Origin of the sequence: Kitasatospora purpeofusca (assembly GCF_036010405.1) — a bacterium.
GTDB lineage: Bacteria > Actinomycetota > Actinomycetes > Streptomycetales > Streptomycetaceae > Kitasatospora > Kitasatospora purpeofusca.
This window is the reverse complement of the sequence record NZ_CP108561.1, coordinates 1,271,385-1,288,539: the sequence shown is the minus strand read 5'-3', so window position 1 is coordinate 1,288,539 and position 17,155 is coordinate 1,271,385. Positions and strand designations below refer to the sequence as shown.

Sequence of the window (17,155 nt, the reverse complement as noted above, 5' to 3'; positions counted from 1 at the left end):
GGGCAGCTCGAAGAGGGTGGTTCAGCGATCGCTGGCGTGCCGCGGGTGGGCGCGGTGCTCCTGCGGCCGAGGCCGAGGCCCGGGCGGCCGGCCGACGTCCGGCCGGCGCGGTGCCGGGTCGGTGAGGCCGGCCCGGAACAGGCCGTTGGCGACCCGCCGTTCGGCGGCCTCCGCGAGCGCGTCCCGCAGCGGGCCGGTGCGCAGCGTGGCCTCCGGACCGAGCAGGTCCTCGACGGCGGCCAGCGCGCCGGCGGTGTCGCCGTGGTCGAGGCGCGCGCGGACGTCGGCGAGGCTCTCCGGGCGGCGGTGGGCGTCGTCGATGGTCCGGAGACAGGGCAGCGGAGTGCCGGTGAGTTCCATCAGCAGCTCTTCGCGGCGGATCTCGTCGGGACGGTGGTCGAGCGCGGTGAGCACCCCGTCGACCAGGCCGATCCGGTGGAGGTTGCCTCGGCACCGCACGACGCGTGGTCGGCCGGGGAACAAGCCGGAGCTCGGGCCGCCCGGGTCGGACGGTGGCGCGGCGGCGGTGGGGGCGAGGGCTGCGGCGACCAGCGGATGCAGGCCCTCGGGGCCGATCAGCCCGGCCCGGAGCAGCTCCAGATCGGGCGGCACCCGGACCGCCGCGTCGGGCAGCACGAGGAGCGGTCCGGGGAGCACCGACGGCACCGATTGTCCGCCGACGCCCGTCCCCACCACCACCTCGCGCGCCCCGAGCCGCACCCGCACGGCCCCTTCGCCGTCGGGGCGGCCCTCGGCGCGGAGCAGGATCCTGGCCTCGGCCGCCCACCGCTCGGGGCCCCCGGAGCGGAGCGGCAGTTCGCCACTGCGGCCGGCGTCCCAGAGGTGGCGGTGCAGGTCCAGCCGGAACCGCGCACTGGGGTGCGGATGCGGGTGCGACGCGTCGGCCGGATGTTCCGGCGCGCGTCCGTGGGCGGGCCTGCGGGGTGCGGTCCCGTCCTGGAGGGCGAGGCTGAACCGCTGCCCGCCGCTCGCCCGGCCCGGCGGCGTGCGCACCACCAGGTGCACCGCGCCGTACCTGGCGAGCGAGAGGGTCAGCCCGGGCCGCAGCAGCCCGACGGGCGCGACCCTCGGCAGGTGCCAGCGCAGCAGGTCGGGCGCCAACGCCCGCAGGTCGCAGCGGAGTCGGTCGGCCAGCTCGCGCCCGTGGCGCCGAGCGGCGGACCGCAGATCGAGGTCGACATCGACCCGGGCGGCGGCGCACGCCCCGGCCCAGTCCCCGGCGATTCGCCGGGCTGTCGCGGTTTCGATGACCGAGGCCGGCACGGCGAACTCGCGCACGTGCAGCCAGAAGGAGTGTCGGGGATCTCCGGTCGCGAGGTGAGCGCTCATCAGCACTCACCTTGCGTGGACCGGACCCCCACTTCGTGAGGAGCGGAAGTCTTCATCGGCCCGGAGCCTAGCCGCGCCCGGTGCCCGAGCGCCACAGGTTTCGCGACCGGGTCCGCCTCCCGCCCTCGCGCGCCCTCGCCCGGCCGACCGGCCGGCCCGGTCCGAGGCCCGGTCCGATCCGCCCGCACGGTCCGTCAGGCGACCCGGTGGCCGGTCTGCGGAAGGCGTTCGGTCTCCGCCCCGGCCCGTGCCGTCGCGGCCCCGTCGGCCTGCGGAAGGCGTTCGGTCTCCGCCCCGGCCCGGGCTTCCGTTGCCGCCCCGGCCCGGGCTTCCGTTCCTGCCCCGGCCCCCGGCGGGGCCGCTTCGTCCGCGAGCAGCGGGATTCCGTTCCGCAAGGTCACCGCGCCGGGCAGGTCGTACCGGCGGCGGCGCCGGACGATCTCCTCCTGGTTCACGGTGAGCGTCCCGGTGACGGTGCAATTGCCTGCGCGCAGCGCCACCAGACGGGCCTGTCGGACCACCGCGACGATGCCCGCCAGCTCGATGACGACGGTCAGCTCCATCCGGACCGAGCCGACCGGAGTGCCGTCGACGAGCAGATCGACACGCGGGCTGTTGGCCGAGGTGATGCGGTGGTCGGCGAGTGCCACGACCTCCTCCGACGCGGGGTCGGCCCGGGTGCGGCGGGCGGCCGAGGTCAGGGCGGCGTACCGGGACCAGCCGGCGGCGGCGAATCCGAACAGGTCGCGTCCGAGCTGGCGGTCCAGCGCGGTGGCCACCTCGCGCTCGACGGCCTGCCCGGCCGCGCCGGTCAGCCGCGGGACACCGTGCAGCAGGGTGCCGACGGTGCCCTGTCCGTGCAGGGACTCGGCGAGCGCGTCGACGGCGCTGCCGGGCGCGTCCGTCCCGAACAGCAGCACGCGCGCGGTCGCCGGATCGGTGAGCGTGGCGGTGGTCATGGCTCCTCCTCCGTCGTTTCCCCCTCCTCGGCACCGGTCTCCCCGCCACTGACCTCCCCGCCACTGACCTCCCCGCCGGTCGTCCCGCCCCCTGTCGCCCCGCCCCCGGTCGTCTCCTCGACGCGCTGCGTGCCGGGGTCCTCCCGGCTCTCCAGCCGGACGGTGCGGCCGGGCCCGGCCGGGTCGTCCGTCTCGGTGACCAGCGGCCGCGGCGGCGCACCGGCCACCGGGGCGACCGCGACGTGCGCCGACACCCAGTGCGGTCCCCGCCGCCGGCCGAGCACGTAGGTACCGGCGAGGGCGGCGAGCACCGCGGCGCCGCCGGCCGTCGAGCCGACCACCAGCGCCGTGGGTGCCGCGTCGCCCCCGCCCGGGTCGGGAACGACGTGGGCCGACAGCACCTCGAAGTCCGTGGACCCGGACATCTCCGGACGGTCCGGGCAGACGGCGCGCAGCCGGTAGTGCCCGGGCCGGGCGTCGTCCGCGATCCGCGTGGTCACCACGAACCCGTCGCCCGGACCGGTGCCGGCGTGCTCCCACACGACGCCGTTCCAGGTCAGCTCCGCCTCGGCACCCCGGCAGGCGAAGCCGGTCCCGGTGAGCGCGACCTGCTGGCCCGGCCTTGCGGCGCCGGGCTCCACCCGCAGCACGGGCCCGTCCGACGGGTCCGGGGTCGGCGTCGGGCCCGGCGTCGGGGTCGGGGTGACGCTGCCGCCCCGGTCGACGGTGAACGTCGCCGTGGCGCGGCGCTCCGCCGCCGGTCCGCAGGACGCCTCCACCGGGTGCGGGCCCGGCACCGCGTCGGCGGGCACGGTGACGCTCAGCTCGAAGTTGCCGTCGGACGGTCGGACCCGGCCCAGTTCACGCTGCTCCCAGCGCAGCACGACGGGTTCGTCGGCGGGGCAGGTGAACCCGGTGCCCCGGGCGGTGAACGGACGGCCGACGGGCCCGCTCGCCGGGGTGAGGGCGAGGGTCTGCGGAGTGTCCGGGTCGACCACGAAGTCCCTGGCGACGGTCTCGGTGGTCGTCGCGGCCAGACCCGGCGCCCCGGGTGCCGGGGCGTCCGGCTGCGGCGAGGCGGGCGAGCGGACGATCGGGCAGGAGGCGACGACCAGGTGCGGACCGGGTTCGGCGTTCGCCGGGACGTCGACGAACCCGTGGATCCGTCCGTTCGCGTCGAGCGGGGCCGGTCCCGCAGGGGTGTTGTCCCAGAACAGCTGCGCGGTCGCGGGCGGGGACTTCGGCCCGGGGCGGCAGCTCGTGAACCCCGTGCCGTCGACCGTCACACTGGTCCTTGGCGGTCCGTGGTCGGGGGACAGCGTCATCGAGGCCTGCGCCCACGCGGTCGGCGCGAGCAGCGCGCACAGCAGCGCGACCACGGTGCCCAGCAGCACCGAGGCCAGGACGCGGCCCACCGCGCGTCCGGAACCCGCCGACACGGTCGACCGCCTACCGGTCGGCCCCGCCGGCCCCGGACCGGTCCACCGAGGACCCGGTGGGACGGGCGGAGCGGTGGGGTTCGTCCTCGGGTAAGGAATGGTGCGGCTGTCGGGTCATCGCCGACCGTCCTTCCACGAACCTTCTACCATCATCGCCCCACGCCCGCCCCCGCACCATGCCCAGGGCATGGCGGAGGCAGCTGCGGTGGCGGGGCGGCTCCGGAGCGGACCCGCGCTACTGGCGCGCGGCGCGGCGGTAGTGGTCCAGGACGTCCTGGCGCAGCAGGCCCGCGAAGCCGGCGCCTTCGAGGCGCAGGCCGAGCTGGGGCTCGGTGAGGCCGAGCGCGGCGGCGGCCGTCGGCAGGTGCCAGTCGTGGGCGGCGAGGCGGTCCAGCAGGTGGCCGCGCCGGACCTGGGCCTCGGAGAGGCGGAAGGTCTTGAGGTAGGCGAGCCGGCCGTGCTCGTCGGTGATCGCCTCGCCGATGTGGTTCTCCTCCTTGGGGCGGAACTCCGGCCGGAACCGGTCGAGGCGGAAACGGCCCAGCCGGCGCACCGTCCGCGCCCGGTAGTCCGGGTCCAGCAGGCCGCCGGCCATCGTGCCGTCGTGGAAGGTCGCCCAGGCGCGCTCCTGGCCGTCGACGGCCGCGCGCAGCTCGGCCGTCGAGTTGATCGGACCGGCCGTGCGCAGATCGGCCCGGAAGTCCGGGACGGGGGCGGACAGGAGGGCGTAGTGGTGGATCAGCTCGCCGAAGAGGTCGAGCAGCAGGGTCCGGTGCAGCGCGCGGTAGTCGTCGGGGTGCGGGACGACGAAGGCCGCGGCGAGCGCGTCGGCGACGTACACGACCAGGCCGCACTGGCCGGGGTGGATCTCGAAGACCCGCAGGGCGTCGGCGAGGCCGCGGACCCGGTCGCCGGCGTACGCCTCCTCGGCGCGCGGCGAGAGGCCGTTGCGCAGCGCGCGCTCGGAGTACTCCTCCCAGGCGATCGACGGGCCGCCGAAGTGCAGGGCGAGATAGCCCTCCAGGGCGAGGTGCAGCGGCAGGAAGCGCAGCCGGGTGCGGTTCTCGCGCTTGGCGATCCGGCGCGGCACCCGGACCCGGACGCGGTCGGGCGGGGTGCTCGCGGTGATGGCGGAGGGAGTGTCGAGCCGGGTGCCGTAGGCGGCGGCGGCAGTGCCGTCGCGGGTCCAGTCGGCGACGAAGCCGTGGGGGACGAAGGCGAGGTAGTCGGTGCGGCGGCCGACCGGGACGGCGGTGTACTCCGGCTCGTAGAGCTCCTGGTGGAGGCGGAGGTCCTCGATCGGCTCGGCGCGGACCAGGGGCACCAGGCGGACACCGCCCCACACCTGGGCGGGCCGGGAGTCGAGGCCGGCGAGGTCGAGGCGGAACGCCGGGGCGGCCGGGGTGGTGGTCATCGGACGGTCTCCTCAGCGCTCTCGGTGGTCTCAGTGGTTTCGGCGATGGGGTCGGCCGCCGGGGCCACCGGTACGCGCACCGCGCCGTCCCCCGCCAGGAACCGCTCGGTGCGGGCGGCCAGGTGCGCCGTCAGCTCCGCGAGGTCCGTACGGCCCTCGGCGAAGCGCGCGAACTCGACCAGGGCGGGCAGGTCCTCGGCGTCGCGCAGCCCGGCCGTGGGCACCGTCGGGGCGAGCCGGCGGACGTCGAAGCCCTCCGCGTCGTACACCGGGTTGAGGTGCACGATGCTGGTCCGGTGCTCCGGGTCGAGCCGGGTGCGCCACACCCGCAGCACCTCGGCGGCCAGCCCGGGCGGGGCGTTGTCCCAGCCGTCGGAGACGATCACCAGCCGCTCGGGCGCGGTGTCCAGCGCGTCCAGGATGCGGCGCCCGAGCGGGGTCGGACCGGACGGGCGGGCGAGCAGCGCGTCGCCGTGCCCGGAGGTCCACAGCGCCGTGTACTCGCCGGCCAGCGCGGCCAGCAGGAAGTGGCAGGCGAGCGCGGCGGCGAGCGGCCGGCGGCGCTTGACGCCCGAGCCGTACGCGGACCAGCTGTCGTCGAGCACGGCCGTGACCCGGCCCCAACCGCCCTCCTCCGCCCCGGCCGCGCGCACCGCCCGGCGCGCCGCGCCCCGCAGGGCGTCGGTCAGTTCGGCGCGGCGGGCGGTGCGCGCGGCGGGCGGAAGGCCCAGCACGTACGAGGCGAGCCGGGTGAGCGGCATCCGGGCGAGTGCGGTGGCGTCGGCGGTGACGGCGGTGGCGCCGAGGGTGCGGGCGGACTCCTGGAGGCGCAGCCGCTCCAGGCCGGTGAGCCGCGGCTCGATCTTCTGCAGGAAGGCGGCCCGGGGGATGCCGTGGCGGTTCGCGAAGCCCTCCGCGACGGTGTACGGCAGTTCGTAGAGCGCGCCCTGCTGGAAGTGGGCGCGCCGCCAGGCGTCCAGCAGGGGCGCGGTGTAGCGGGGGCGTCGGCGCGGGGCGTACAGGAAGTCGCCGGTCTCCTCGGCGACGGGGCGCAGATGGGTGTGGCGCAGTGCGAGCTTGAGCCCGGCGCGGTACTTGACGGCGTCGAGGGCCTGGTCGGGGCGGGCGGCGAGCCAGTCGCGCAGGATCGCCCGGGTACGGCGGTTGTTGACCTTGGCGCGGCGCAGCTCGCCGATCAGCCGGTAGACCCGCTGCGGCGGCAGCAGCCGCAGCCGTCGGGCGATCAGCCGGCCCTCGGTGCGCCGCTGCTCGTCGGTGGCGTCGCGGGAGGTCTCCAGCAGGCGGCGGACGATCAGGGCGGAGTTGTGGTCGTTGATGTCGAGGGCGAGCGCGGCGGCGTACGGGCCGCGGTAGTTGACGAGCATGTACTCGTGCAGGAAGTCGAGCGAGAGCTGCTGCTCGGCGGCCCCGCTGTGGAACTCGCGCTGGCCGGTGCCGGTGATCGCGGCGTTGACGAACAGCAGCACGTCCTCGGCGGCGACGAGGTCGCCGTACGTCTCCACCAGGACCGCCCCCGCGTCTGTCACGCTGCTGACCAGCACCGGTACGGCGCCAGTCGCCGTCCGGTCCCCGGATGCTATCGGGACGAATCGGATGGGCCAACCCGATTTCGCGGCCCGCGCGACCGACCGCGGCTCCCTCCTCGGACGCGGCCGCGCGGAGGGCACGGGTCCGTGCTCCCGCGGGTGCGGGCGCGACTCGGTCGTCGGCGGAGCATTTCGGCCAACTTGCGGCCCCGTTGATGACATGCCCTCACCAAAAATGGCACTGTGTACCGTCCCGCCGCTGACGCCGAGGCCCTGGCAGTCGCCCGGGCACCGCGCCGCGCGGCGAGTACGTCGAAGGCCGTTCCTGCCAGTCGAACCACCAGCTCTACCGGGCGGCACCCCTCTCGGCCGCCCGGCTGACTCCGGCCGCCTGAACCCGGCCGTCGCAGAAGGAGTTCCGTGTGACTCGATTCCGCAAAAAGTCCGTCCCCGTGAGCGCGTTGATCGCCGGCGCCGCGATGATCGCGGCCGCCCTGCCCGCCGGTGTCGCCTCCGCGGCGGACGGCGCGAGCGGGGCGCCCGCAGGGGTGCGGGCCTTCGCCGGCGCGCTGCCGGCCTCCCTGTCGGCCGCGCAGCGCGGCGCCCTGCTGGCCGCCGCCGACGCCAACAGGGCGAGGACGGCCGCCGCGCTGAAGCTGGGTCCGAAGGAGGCCCTGGTCGTCCGGGGCGTCACCAAGGACGCGGACGGCACCGTGCACACCCGCTACGAGCGGACCTTCGACGGACTGCCGGTGCTCGGCGGCGACCTGGTCGTGCACACCGCCCGCGACGGTTCGAGCAAGGGTGTCACCCGGGCCACCGGTGCGGACATCGCCGTCGACACCAGCCCGAAGGAGAGCGCCGGGGCGGCGAAGGGCCTCGCGCTCGCCGGCGCCGCGGCGGCGAAGGTGGCGGGGGCGGCGGCCGGCGACGCCCGCAAGGTGGTCTGGGCCGGATCGGGCACCCCGCGGCTCGCGTGGGAGACGGTCGTGACGGGCACGCAGGAGGACGGCACGCCCTCCGAGCTGCACGTCGTCACGGACGCGAACTCCGGCAAGAAGATCTTCGAGTACCAGGGCATCGAGACCGGCCTCGGCACCAGCAAGTACTCCGGCCAGGTCACCATCGGCACCTCGGCGGCCGACGGCGGCGGTTACGCGATGACCGACCCCACCCGGGGCGGCCACAGCACGTACGACCTGAACGGCACCAGCTCCACCAGGACGCTGTTCACCAACCCGACCGACACCTGGGGCGACGGCACCGTCGCCAACCGGCAGACCGCCGCCGTGGACGCCGCCTACGGCGCCCAACTCACCTGGGACTACTACCGGGACGTCCACGGCCGCGAGGGCATCAAGGACGACGGGGTCGGCGCCTACACCCGGGTGCACTACGGCAGCAACTACGTCAACGCGTTCTGGTCCGACACCTGCTTCTGCATGACGTACGGGGACGGCGCGGGCAACGTCAAGCCGCTCACCTCGATCGACGTCGGCGGACACGAGATGACCCACGGCATCACCTCCGCCACCGCCGGCCTGATCTACGGCGGCGAGTCCGGCGGCCTGAACGAGGCGACCTCCGACATCATGGCCGCCGCCATCGAGTTCTGGGCCGGCAACCCCGAGGACCGGGGCGACTACCTGGTCGGCGAGAAGATCGACATCAGGGGCGACGGCACCCCGCTGCGGTACATGGACAAGCCCTCGAAGGACGGCAGGTCGCGGGACGCCTGGTCGGCCGACCTCGGCACCGTCGACGTGCACTACTCCTCCGGCCCGGCCAACCACTGGTTCTACCTGGCCTCCGAGGGCAGCGGTGCCAAGACCGTCGACGGGGTGGCCTACGACTCCCCGACCTCCGACGGCCTGCCGGTGACCGCCATCGGCCGGGACGCCGCCGCCAGGATCTGGTACCGGGCGCTCACCACCTACATGACCTCGTCCACCGACTACGCCGCGGCCCGCACCGCGACCCTCCGGGCCACCGCCGACCTGTACGGGCAGCTCAGCGCCACGTACATGAACGCCGCCAACGCCTGGGCGGCGGTCAACGTCGGCCCGCGCGTCGTCGAGGGCCTGCTCCTCGACCCCGTCGCCGACCAGGTCACCGAGGTCGGCGCGGCCACCGAGTTCGAGGTCAAGGCCATCAACTTCAACCCCGGCGCCGTCACCTACCACGCGACCGGCCTCCCCGACGGCGTCCGGCTCCACCCGGTCACCGGCCGCATCACCGGCACCCCGGCCGCGGCCGGGACCTACCCGGTGACCGTCACCGCCAAGGCCTCCCACAACAGGCAGCTCTCGACCACGTTCAGCTGGAAGGTCTCCCGGGGCATCTTCGCCAACGCTACCGCCGTACCGATCCCGGACGGCGGCCCGGCGGTCTTCTCGGACATCGCCGTCGACCGGATCCCGGGCGCGGCGCCGAGCGACCTCAAGGTGGCCGTGGACATCAAGCACACCTGGCGCGGTGACCTGGCCGTCGACCTGATCGGCCCGGACGGGACCGTGTACTCGCTGAAGAAGGCCAGTGTCGGCGACTCGGCCGACAACGTGATCGAGACCTACACGGTGGACGCCTCCACCCAGCAGGCCAACGGCACCTGGCGGCTCCGGGTGCAGGACATGTACCGCGTCGACTCGGGCCGCGTCGACAGCTGGAGGATCATCTTCTGACCGCGCTCCCGCCCGGGTGCTCCGGCCGGCCCGCAACGCCGGCCGGACCACCCGGGCGCACGCATGTCACGGACCGGACGGCTCGTCACGGTCAGGACGGTCGGGCGTACCGCTCGGCCGTCCCGGTTGTCGTAGGGGACGGCCGGCCGGGGAATGGGGGTACGAGCTGCGAATCATTGCGGTAGAGGCACATTCCGGAAGTCGCACCGGAGTCCCGCGGCCGGCCGCAACGACAGTAGCACCGGGTGGTGCGGGGGCCGCACCCGGTTTTCCGCCGGCCGCCCCCGCACGTCACCCGGTGCCCGGTGCCCGGGCCTGCGGGCCGGTGAGCTGTCAGGCCGGGGCGCCGCGCAGCTCCAGGGTGCAGCACTTCACACTGCCGCCCGCCTTGAGCAGCTCCGTGACGTCGATCCCGATCGGCTCGAAGCCCCGCTCCCGCAGCCGCGCCGCCAGCCCGACCGCCGCCTCCGGCAGCACCACCCGGCGGCCGTCCGAGACGGCGTTGAGGCCGAAGACGGCCGCGTCCTCGTCGGTGGCGAGCACAGCGTCCGGGTACAGCCCGGCCAGGGTGCGGCGGCTCTCGGGCGAGAAGGCGGCCGGGTAGTACATGATCTCGTCGTGGTCGAGCACCGCGAGCGCGGTGTCCAGGTGGTAGTAGCGCGGGTCGACCAGCTCCAGGGTGACCACGGGGCGGCCGAGGACGCGCTCCGTCTCGGCGTGCGCCCGCCGGTCGGTGCGGAAGCCGGTGCCGGCCAGGACGCGGTCGCCGACGAGCAGGTAGTCGCCCTCGCCCTCGTTGGTGAACTCGGCCCGGTGCACCGCCCGGTAGCCGCGCGAGCGGAACCACTCCACGTACGCCGGCGCCTCGTCCGCGCGCTCCTCGTGCCGGAACCGGGCGACCAGGGCGGTGCCGTCGACCACGGTCGCGCCGTTGGCCGCGAACACCATGTCGGGCAGGCCGGGCAGCGGATCGATCAACTCGACGGTGTGGCCGAGCTCCTGGAACAGCGCGTACAGCTGCTCCCACTGGGCGACGGCGCGGTCGGCGTCGGTCGGCTTCGCCGGCTCCATCCACGGGTTGATCGAGTAGTCGACCGTGAAGTGCGTCGGACGGCACATCAGGTAGTGGCGCGGGCGGGCGGTACGGGACACGGGCGGTGGTCTTCCTTCCGGCGGGGTGGTGCGGGAGGGACCGGGCGGGTGCGGGGTGCGCCCCGTCGGTTGCCCCGAGCGTGCCGGGCGAGGCGATCGCGCACGTGGCCGCGACATGCACGGTGATCGGACGGCGGCGGTCCAGCCGGGGTCGGCGTCCGGCGGTGTCGGCGCAGGTCGGGGACGGCCCCGTACCCGTCAGGGGGTGCGCGCTCCACGACACGCGGGCAGGAACGTGCCTGCGCGGACGGTGCGGGGCGCTGCGGTGGACTGGCCCGGCCGTACACGCCGCGTCGACGAGGAGACCGCACGATGGGGACCAGCACGGGAGCGGGCACGGGCACGGGAGCGGCGCCGGACGCGGCCACCGCCCCGATGCGCGTGCTGGACACCTCCGGCGCCGCCTACCGCCGGGCGTTCGAGCTGTTCCTCGCCGGCACCGACGAGAAGCCCCTCACCCACGCCCGGCTGACCGAGGTCGCCACCGGCCTGGAGCGCCGCCGGGTGCTGCTGGACGTCGGCGCCGGCGAGGGCCGCACCACCGCCCACCTGGCGCAGTACTTCGAGCGCACGGTCGCGATCGAGCCCAGCGCGGCGATGCGCGAGCGGCTGCGCGCCGTCTGCCCGGACGCCCTCGTCCTGCCCGACCCGATCGACGCGGCCGAACCGCCCGAGCCGGCGGACCTCGTCCACCTCTCCCACGTGCTCTACTACGTGCCGTCGGAGGACTGGCTGCACACCGTCGGCCGGGTCCTGGACTGGGCGGCGCCCGGCGGGACGCTGCTGGTCGTGCTGCAGAACCCGGAGAGCCCCTGCATGCGGATGGCCGCGCACTTCACCGGTGTGCGCTACGACCTGCGGCCGCTCGCCGAGCAGTTGGCGGAACAGGGGCCGGAGCACGCGGTGGCCCTGGAGACCCTCGACCTGCGCTTCCGGACGGACCGGCTGACGGACGCGGTGGACGTCGCGGAGTTCATGGTGAACGTCGCCGACCTGGCGGTCCTGGACCGGCTGCCCGACCGGGACGAACTGACCGCCTACGTCGAGCGCCACTTCGCCCGGCCGGACGGCGGCTACACCATCGGCCACACCCAGGACATGCTGACGGTCCGCCGCGCCCCGCGCTGACGGCGCCGTCCCGGGCGGATCCTGCGGGGCCCGGGACCCGGGACCCGGGGCCGTCAGGCCCAGGGCAGCGCCGAGCGTGTGCTCCAGTACCGCGCGGCCGGTTCGGCGAGCGGCGCGAGACCGGCCGAGGCGGCGGCGTCGAGGGCTAGCCCGGCGGCGTCCAGGTTCGAGGCGAGCTGGTCGGTGGTGGCCGCGCCGGACAGCACCACGTCCGCCCAGGGCTGCGCGGCGACGGCCGCCAGCGCGAGGGCGTCGCAGGAGGCGCCGGTGCGGGCGGCGAGCGCGCGCAGGGCGGCGGTGTCCGGGCCGGTGGCGTTGCGGTCGGCGAGCCGGCCGTTGGCCATGCCCTCCTTGACCACGACGAGCAGGCCCGCCGCGTGCGCCTCGGCCAGCGCCGGTCCGGCCGAGGGCTCCAGCACGTTCCAGGTCGACTGCACGGCGCCGAACAGCGGCCGGCCGTCCACCGTCACCGCCAGCGCCGCCCGGATCGCCGCCGCCTGCTCCGGGCCGCTGGTCGACAGGCCCACCCGCACGCCCTCGGCGGCCAGCGCGGCCAGCCGGGCGTGCAGCGCGGGATCGGTGAGCGCGGGGCTGCCCGGCGTGACCGAGTGCACCAGGTAGACGTCCGGACGGCGGCCCAGCAGCGCGAGGCTCTCCCGCACCTGACGGTCGAAGACGGCCGTCGAGTGCTCCTTGACCTCGTGCACCGGCACACCGGAGGCCCGCCAGTCGGCCGTGTACGTGTACCCCCACTTGCTGCCGACCGTCACCTCGGCCGCCGCCTGCGGCCGGGCGGCGAGCCAGGCACCGAGGAACTCCTCCGCGCGCCCGTACGAACGGGCGGTGTCGAAGTAGCGCACACCGGCGGCGAAGGCGGCGTCGAGCAGGTCGTGGGTCCGCGCGCGCAGGGCGTCCGCGGTGCGCTCGGCCGGGAGGTCGAGGTCGCGGCCGAGCGTGATGTACCCGGGCCGTCCGACGGCCGCTGTGCCCAGCCCGAACCGCGCGATCGACGGTCCGGACGCTTCGGCGGCGGCGTGGGCGGTCGGCATGGCGGGTCTCCATCGGCAGGTCGGCAGGTCGGCAGGTCGGCAGGACGGCAGGACGGCGGGTCGCGGCGGGGTCCGCCCCACCGCACCCTATCGGCCCCGCCGTCCCGGACCGGCCCCCGACCGGCCCCTGACCTGCGCCGACAGCCCCCGCCGCCGACCGCTCCCGCCCGGGTGCCTATGCTCCTGTGCCGGATGTGTCGAATGTGTTCGAGCGAGGACCATCGAGGGGGCCCGTCATGACCTACCGGATCGAACGGATCGGCCGGACGGACACGGACTGGGAGCGGTTGCGGGAGGTGCGCCTCGCGCAGCTGCTGGACACCCCGATGGCCTTCGTGGAGACCTACGGGACCGCGCTGGCCCACGGCGACGAGGAGTGGCACTCCCGGGTCCGCCGGGTCAACGAGCCCGGCAGCGTCGGTCTGGCGGCCGTGCACGACGACGGCGGCGACGACGGCGCCGGGGCGGGGGAGTGGGTCGGAACGATGATCGGCTTCACGCCCGAGCCGGGGACGGCGCTGCTGGTCGGCGTCTGGGTCCACCCGGAGCACCGGGGCCGCGAGCGCGGGGTGACGGACCGCATGCTGGACGCGATCGTCGCCTGGGCCCGGGAGACGGGCGCGCGGCGCCTGCTGCTCACCGTGCACGAGGACAACGCCAGGGCCGCCGCCTTCTACCGGCGCCGGGGCTTCGAGCCCACCGGCGGCACCAAGCCCTACCCGCTGGACCCGGCCGCCCGCGAACTGGAGATGGCGCTGCCGCTGCTCTGACCGGACCCGGTCTCCTTCTGTGCCCCTTCACCCCGTCAGCGACCGGGCCTCCTCGGCGCTGAACGCGGAGGCGAAGGTGAACGCCTGCGGCGAGGGCCCGTGCGCCCGCAGGTGCTCCAGCCGCTCCAGCGCCTCGGCGACGCCCGGGCGGTGCCCGGCGGGCACCCACCAGAGCACCAGGTGCGCCTCGACGTTCCGTGCGAACCATTCCCGCCGGCGCCGCATCGCCTCCAAGTGCCCGCTACGGTAAGCGAATTCCCACAGGGCTTCCTGGCTCTCCCACACCGACAGGTTGACGACGACGTCCGGGCCCGCCGGGCGCAGGCCGGTGGCGTCGTCCGTGCCGTCCTCGACCAGCCGCCAGACGAAGCCGGGTGTCCCGTCGGCGGCGGCGTTGACCGGGTCGAGCAGCTCGACGAACGGCGCGATCCGCGGGTCGTCGATCGGGTGGAGCAGCGTGGCGACGTTGAGTTGCGCGAGCTGGGCAGGCCGGGACGAAGTCATGCCTCATCCCAGCACGGCCCGAGTTTCTATGTCAATCATCATTGTTTTTAGAAGCTTCGACCACCACGCAGCACTCGCCCGGCCGGGCGTCCATCCGCGCCCGGACCGGACCGTCCGTCCCCAACAGCCCTTCCAGCAGCGCGAGGTTCATGCCGCACACCAGCGGCGGGAACTGCTCGGCGACGGCGTGGAACGGGCAGTTGCGCATCCGGACCGCCGTCGCCGCGGCGCCGTCAACGTCGTCCTCGCCGGCCCCGTCGGCCCGCACCGGGTACGGCTCGTAGCCGCGCGCGGCCAGCAGTTCCATCGCCTGGTCGAGGCCGCCGCAGGACGCACCCGTTCCACGCAGCGCCTCCCCCCGGCGGCGCGCGGCCTCGTGGAGCACGAGGTCCAGCCCGGCCGCCTCGGCAGCCCCGGCGAGCAGTTCGGCGGCGGTGCGGTAGTCCCGGGCGGGCAACGACACCGCGTGCTCGGCGCGGGCCCGGGTGTACACCTTGGCGGGCCGGCCCGCCCCCGGGCCCGAGCGGCCGGTCAGCCGGCGGCTGCCGCTCTCCAGCAGCCCGGCCTCCGTGAGCCGGTCGAGGTGGTGCGCGGCAAGTGTGCGGGCCACCCCCGTGCCCTCGGCGGCCTCGTTGCGGCCGACCTCGCGGCCCTGCGCCACCACGTACTCGTACAGTCGGCGCCGCACTGGGTCCTGCAGCACCGCGATCGCGTCGATGTCCTCCATCCGGCCATTCTAAGAACAACGCGGGTCGCCGTTAGAAGCTCTGCCCGTCGCAAGCCCCCGCCCGCCGGCGGCCCCGCCGCCTCAGGCGTAGTGGCCGCCGGTGACCTCCGGCAGCGGGTCCGCCACCGCGTCCAGCAGCTGCGGGCCGTCGTTGCGGACGCTGTTCACCGCGGTCGCGACCGGTCGCACCAGCAGGTCGCCCGCCGGTGCGTGCAGCAGGCCGCGGACCTCGGCGGGGTCGGTGACGGCCGGGTCGAGCCAGGCGTCCAGGGTGTCGGCGGTGAGGGTGACCGGCATCCGGTCGTGGATCCGGCCGGCCGCGTCGGTCGCCTCGGTGGTCAGCACGGTGCAGGTCACCAGCCACGCGTCCGCGTCCTCGGGGGCCGTGCGGTCGCGCCAGAACTCGTACAGCCCGGCCATCAGCAGCAGGCCGCCGTCCGGCCGGTGCAGGTAGTAGGGCTGCTTGTAGCCCTTGCGCCCGTCCGCCGCCGGCACCGGACGCCACTCGAAGTACCCGTCGGCGGGCACCACGCAGCGCCGCTCCTTGAACGCCTTGCGGAACGCCGGCTTCTCGGCGGCCGTCTCCACCCGTGCGTTGATCATCCGCGCGCCGGAGCCCGGGTCCTTCGACCAGGACGGCACCAGCCCCCAGCGCAGCGACCGGACCTGGCGGGTGATCTCCCCGGTCTCCCGGTCGACCCGTTCCAGTACGCTCGCCACCTCGTCGGTCGGTGCGACGTTCCACGACGGCGCGAGCGCCTCCGCCGTCGGCCACAGCGAGGCGCGCAGCAGTTCCGCCAGATCGGGCGGGGTGGTGGTGGAGACGAATCGACCGCACATGCGCCTCATCCTGCCCGCACCGGACCCCGCGCGTCACGCATCCCGCGCGTCACGTATCCCGCATCCGTATCCCGCGCCACGCACCGCACGGACCCCGGCCGCCGCCCCAAGATCATCGGGCGGTAGGCTCCACCCGCAACACGACGCGAAGGGGAGCCAGTGGCGCGGGTTGCGGTGATCGGTGGCGGTATCGGCGGCCTGGGGGTCGCGCTCATGCTCGGACGACGGGGGCACACCGTCGCCCTCTTCGAGCAGGACGCGCGGGAGGCCGGGGACGACCTGCACCGGGACTTCTTCCACTGGGACCGCCCCCGCGTCCCGCAGGCCGTCCAGCCCCACTCCCTGCTCGCACCGGTGCGCACCGTGCTGCACGCCGAGGCACCGGACGTCTACGCGGACCTGCTGGCGCGCGGCGCCCGGGAGTACCACGAGTTCGACTGGTTCGACGAGCATCCGCCGCACCGGGCCGGGGACGAGGACCTGGTGACCCTCCGCACCCGCCGGATCGTGCTGGAGGCCGCCCTGGCCGCCGCCGTGCGGCGGGAGCCCGCCGTCGACGTGCGGCGCGGCAGCCGGGTCGACGGCCTCACCTTCGCGCCGGGCGACCCCGCCCGGGTCACCGGCGTCGCGGTCGGCGCGGACACCCACCCGGCGGACCTCGTCGTCGACGCGGCCGGCCGCCGCTCCCCGGTCCCCGGACTGCTCGTCGCGGCCGGGCGCCGACCGCCCGTGGTCGAGAGCCACCGCGCCGGGATCGCCTACCTGTGCCGCTGGTACCGCGTGCGGGAGGACGGCCCCCGCGACCCGGGCCGGCTGCGCAACGGCTCCTCCACGCCGTTCGCGCTCGCCGGGGTCTTCCCCTCCGACAACGACACCTTCGCGGTGAACGTGGTCGTCTCCACCGCCGACCCGACCCGGGGCGCGCTCACCGACCCCGCCGTGTTCGAGGCCGTCGCCCGCAGCTTCCCCGCCACCGCCGCCTGGCTCGACCTGGCCGCCGAACCGCTCTCGGACGTCCTGGCGATGGCCGGCCTCGACAACCGCTGGACCTCCCTCGTCGACGACGCGGGCCCCGTCGTGACCGGCCTGGTCAACGCCGGGGACAGCCTCGTCCACACCAACCCGACGCTCGGCCACGGCGCGGCCCTCGGCCTGCGCGCCGCCCAGTACCTCGCCGGCCACGTCGAGGAGACGGCCGCGGACCCGGGCGGCTACCACGACTGGACGGTACGGGCCCTGCGCCCCTGGTTCGACGCCCAGGTGGCCGCCGACCGGGTCGCCGCGCAGCGCCTCGCCGACAGCGCGGAGTCCGCGGACCGGCGGGCCGCCGCCCTCGCCGCCTGCGCCTTCGACGATCCCGTCGTCATGCGGGTTCGCGCCCAGGTGCGGCACCTGCTGCGCACGCCCGGCGAGGCCTACGCGACCGACGAGGTCGACCGCAGCGTCACCGCCTGGCTGGCCGCCCGCCCGGACTTCGAGCCGGCGCACGACGGCCCGACCCGCGCCCAGTGGGACGCCCTCGTCCCGGCCTGACCCGCCGACTGTCCGGAAGGTGTGCGAACGGCCGGTGCGTCAGAGACCGCCGGGAGGCCCCC

14 protein-coding genes are annotated in these 17,155 nt (G+C 75.5%); 4 read left to right on the top strand and 10 right to left on the bottom strand.

Annotated elements, in window-relative coordinates:
• Nucleotides 1–21: 21 nt before the first annotated feature.
• The 5 genes from OG715_RS05630 to OG715_RS05610 all read right to left on the bottom strand — a co-directional run bounded on the left by OG715_RS05630 (nt 22) and on the right by OG715_RS05610 (nt 6,685).
• Nucleotides 22–1,350: a hypothetical protein gene (locus OG715_RS05630; RefSeq protein WP_266276832.1), complete on the bottom strand. Its 1,329-nt coding sequence runs from the start codon at nt 1,348–1,350 to the stop codon at nt 22–24.
• 194 nt (nt 1,351–1,544) lie between these two features.
• Nucleotides 1,545–2,309 carry a hypothetical protein gene (locus OG715_RS05625; RefSeq protein ID WP_266276834.1) on the bottom strand — a complete coding sequence of 255 codons (765 nt, stop codon included), beginning with the start codon at nt 2,307–2,309 and terminating at the stop codon, nt 1,545–1,547.
• The gene (locus tag OG715_RS05620; RefSeq protein ID WP_266276836.1) at nt 2,306–3,724 is read right to left on the bottom strand and encodes a hypothetical protein; all 1,419 of its coding nucleotides are present in this window, start codon (nt 3,722–3,724) and stop codon (nt 2,306–2,308) included. Before OG715_RS05620 ends, OG715_RS05625 begins: the two co-directional genes overlap by 4 nt.
• A gap of 259 nt (nt 3,725–3,983) precedes the next feature.
• A complete protein-coding gene (locus OG715_RS05615; protein WP_266276838.1) occupies nt 3,984–5,162 on the bottom strand; it encodes an ARPP-2 domain-containing protein in 1,179 nt (392 codons plus the stop codon).
• Nucleotides 5,159–6,685, bottom strand: a complete 1,527-nt coding sequence (locus OG715_RS05610; RefSeq protein ID WP_266277450.1) for a hypothetical protein — start codon at nt 6,683–6,685, stop codon at nt 5,159–5,161. The genes OG715_RS05615 and OG715_RS05610 overlap by 4 nt, the downstream gene beginning before the upstream one ends.
• Nucleotides 6,686–7,188: 503 nt before the next feature.
• Between OG715_RS05610 and OG715_RS05605 the strand changes: the two genes are divergently transcribed.
• On the top strand, nt 7,189–9,390 hold the full coding sequence (locus tag OG715_RS05605; protein WP_266277453.1) for a M4 family metallopeptidase: 2,202 nt from the start codon (nt 7,189–7,191) through the stop codon (nt 9,388–9,390).
• 333 nt (nt 9,391–9,723) lie between these two features.
• On the opposite strand, the gene ddaH is transcribed toward OG715_RS05605, so the two are convergent.
• Entirely contained in the window at nt 9,724–10,542 is an 819-nt protein-coding gene (gene ddaH, locus OG715_RS05600) for a dimethylargininase (RefSeq protein ID WP_353962761.1), read from the bottom strand.
• Between the two features lie 312 nt (nt 10,543–10,854).
• Between ddaH and OG715_RS05595 the strand changes: the two genes are divergently transcribed.
• Nucleotides 10,855–11,670, top strand: a complete 816-nt coding sequence (locus OG715_RS05595) for a class I SAM-dependent methyltransferase (RefSeq protein ID WP_266276840.1) — start codon at nt 10,855–10,857, stop codon at nt 11,668–11,670.
• A gap of 53 nt (nt 11,671–11,723) precedes the next feature.
• Here OG715_RS05595 and OG715_RS05590 read toward each other — a convergent pair whose 3' ends face one another.
• Nucleotides 11,724–12,719, bottom strand: coding sequence for an aldo/keto reductase (locus OG715_RS05590; protein ID WP_266276842.1), 996 nt, complete (start codon nt 12,717–12,719; stop codon nt 11,724–11,726).
• Nucleotides 12,720–12,955: 236 nt separating this feature from the next.
• On the opposite strand from OG715_RS05590, the gene OG715_RS05585 reads away from it, so the two are divergent.
• Nucleotides 12,956–13,489 (top strand): GNAT family N-acetyltransferase, encoded by a 534-nt coding sequence (locus OG715_RS05585; protein WP_266276844.1) that lies wholly within the window; start codon nt 12,956–12,958, stop codon nt 13,487–13,489.
• A 27-nt stretch (nt 13,490–13,516) separates the two neighbouring features.
• Here the strand turns inward: OG715_RS05585 and OG715_RS05580 are convergent, their stop codons facing one another.
• From OG715_RS05580 to OG715_RS05570, 3 genes are all read right to left on the bottom strand, one after another.
• The gene (locus tag OG715_RS05580; protein ID WP_266276846.1) at nt 13,517–13,993 is read right to left on the bottom strand and encodes a DUF3291 domain-containing protein; all 477 of its coding nucleotides are present in this window, start codon (nt 13,991–13,993) and stop codon (nt 13,517–13,519) included.
• A gap of 31 nt (nt 13,994–14,024) precedes the next feature.
• Nucleotides 14,025–14,720, bottom strand: a complete 696-nt coding sequence (locus OG715_RS05575) for a helix-turn-helix transcriptional regulator (RefSeq protein WP_266276848.1) — start codon at nt 14,718–14,720, stop codon at nt 14,025–14,027.
• Nucleotides 14,721–14,801: 81 nt separating this feature from the next.
• Nucleotides 14,802–15,560, bottom strand: a complete 759-nt coding sequence (locus OG715_RS05570; protein ID WP_266276850.1) for an SOS response-associated peptidase — start codon at nt 15,558–15,560, stop codon at nt 14,802–14,804.
• A 159-nt stretch (nt 15,561–15,719) separates the two neighbouring features.
• Between OG715_RS05570 and OG715_RS05565 the strand changes: the two genes are divergently transcribed.
• Nucleotides 15,720–17,093: an FAD-dependent oxidoreductase gene (locus tag OG715_RS05565; RefSeq protein WP_266276851.1), complete on the top strand. Its 1,374-nt coding sequence runs from the start codon at nt 15,720–15,722 to the stop codon at nt 17,091–17,093.
• Nucleotides 17,094–17,155: the final 62 nt, after the last annotated feature.

What these genes read in the sequence shown, in the direction of transcription:
- OG715_RS05630 (WP_266276832.1), bottom strand. Translation starts at nt 1,350, where the DNA reads ATGAGCGCTCACCTCGCGACCGGAGATCCCCGACACTCCTTCTGGCTG.
- OG715_RS05625 (WP_266276834.1), bottom strand. Translation starts at nt 2,309, where the DNA reads ATGACCACCGCCACGCTCACCGATCCGGCGACCGCGCGCGTGCTGCTG.
- OG715_RS05615 (WP_266276838.1), bottom strand. Translation starts at nt 5,162, where the DNA reads ATGACCACCACCCCGGCCGCCCCGGCGTTCCGCCTCGACCTCGCCGGC.
- OG715_RS05605 (WP_266277453.1), top strand. Translation starts at nt 7,189, where the DNA reads ATGATCGCGGCCGCCCTGCCCGCCGGTGTCGCCTCCGCGGCGGACGGC.
- OG715_RS05595 (WP_266276840.1), top strand. Translation starts at nt 10,855, where the DNA reads ATGGGGACCAGCACGGGAGCGGGCACGGGCACGGGAGCGGCGCCGGAC.
- OG715_RS05590 (WP_266276842.1), bottom strand. Translation starts at nt 12,719, where the DNA reads ATGCCGACCGCCCACGCCGCCGCCGAAGCGTCCGGACCGTCGATCGCG.
- OG715_RS05585 (WP_266276844.1), top strand. Translation starts at nt 12,956, where the DNA reads ATGACCTACCGGATCGAACGGATCGGCCGGACGGACACGGACTGGGAG.
- OG715_RS05580 (WP_266276846.1), bottom strand. Translation starts at nt 13,993, where the DNA reads ATGACTTCGTCCCGGCCTGCCCAGCTCGCGCAACTCAACGTCGCCACG.
- OG715_RS05575 (WP_266276848.1), bottom strand. Translation starts at nt 14,720, where the DNA reads ATGGAGGACATCGACGCGATCGCGGTGCTGCAGGACCCAGTGCGGCGC.
- OG715_RS05570 (WP_266276850.1), bottom strand. Translation starts at nt 15,560, where the DNA reads ATGTGCGGTCGATTCGTCTCCACCACCACCCCGCCCGATCTGGCGGAA.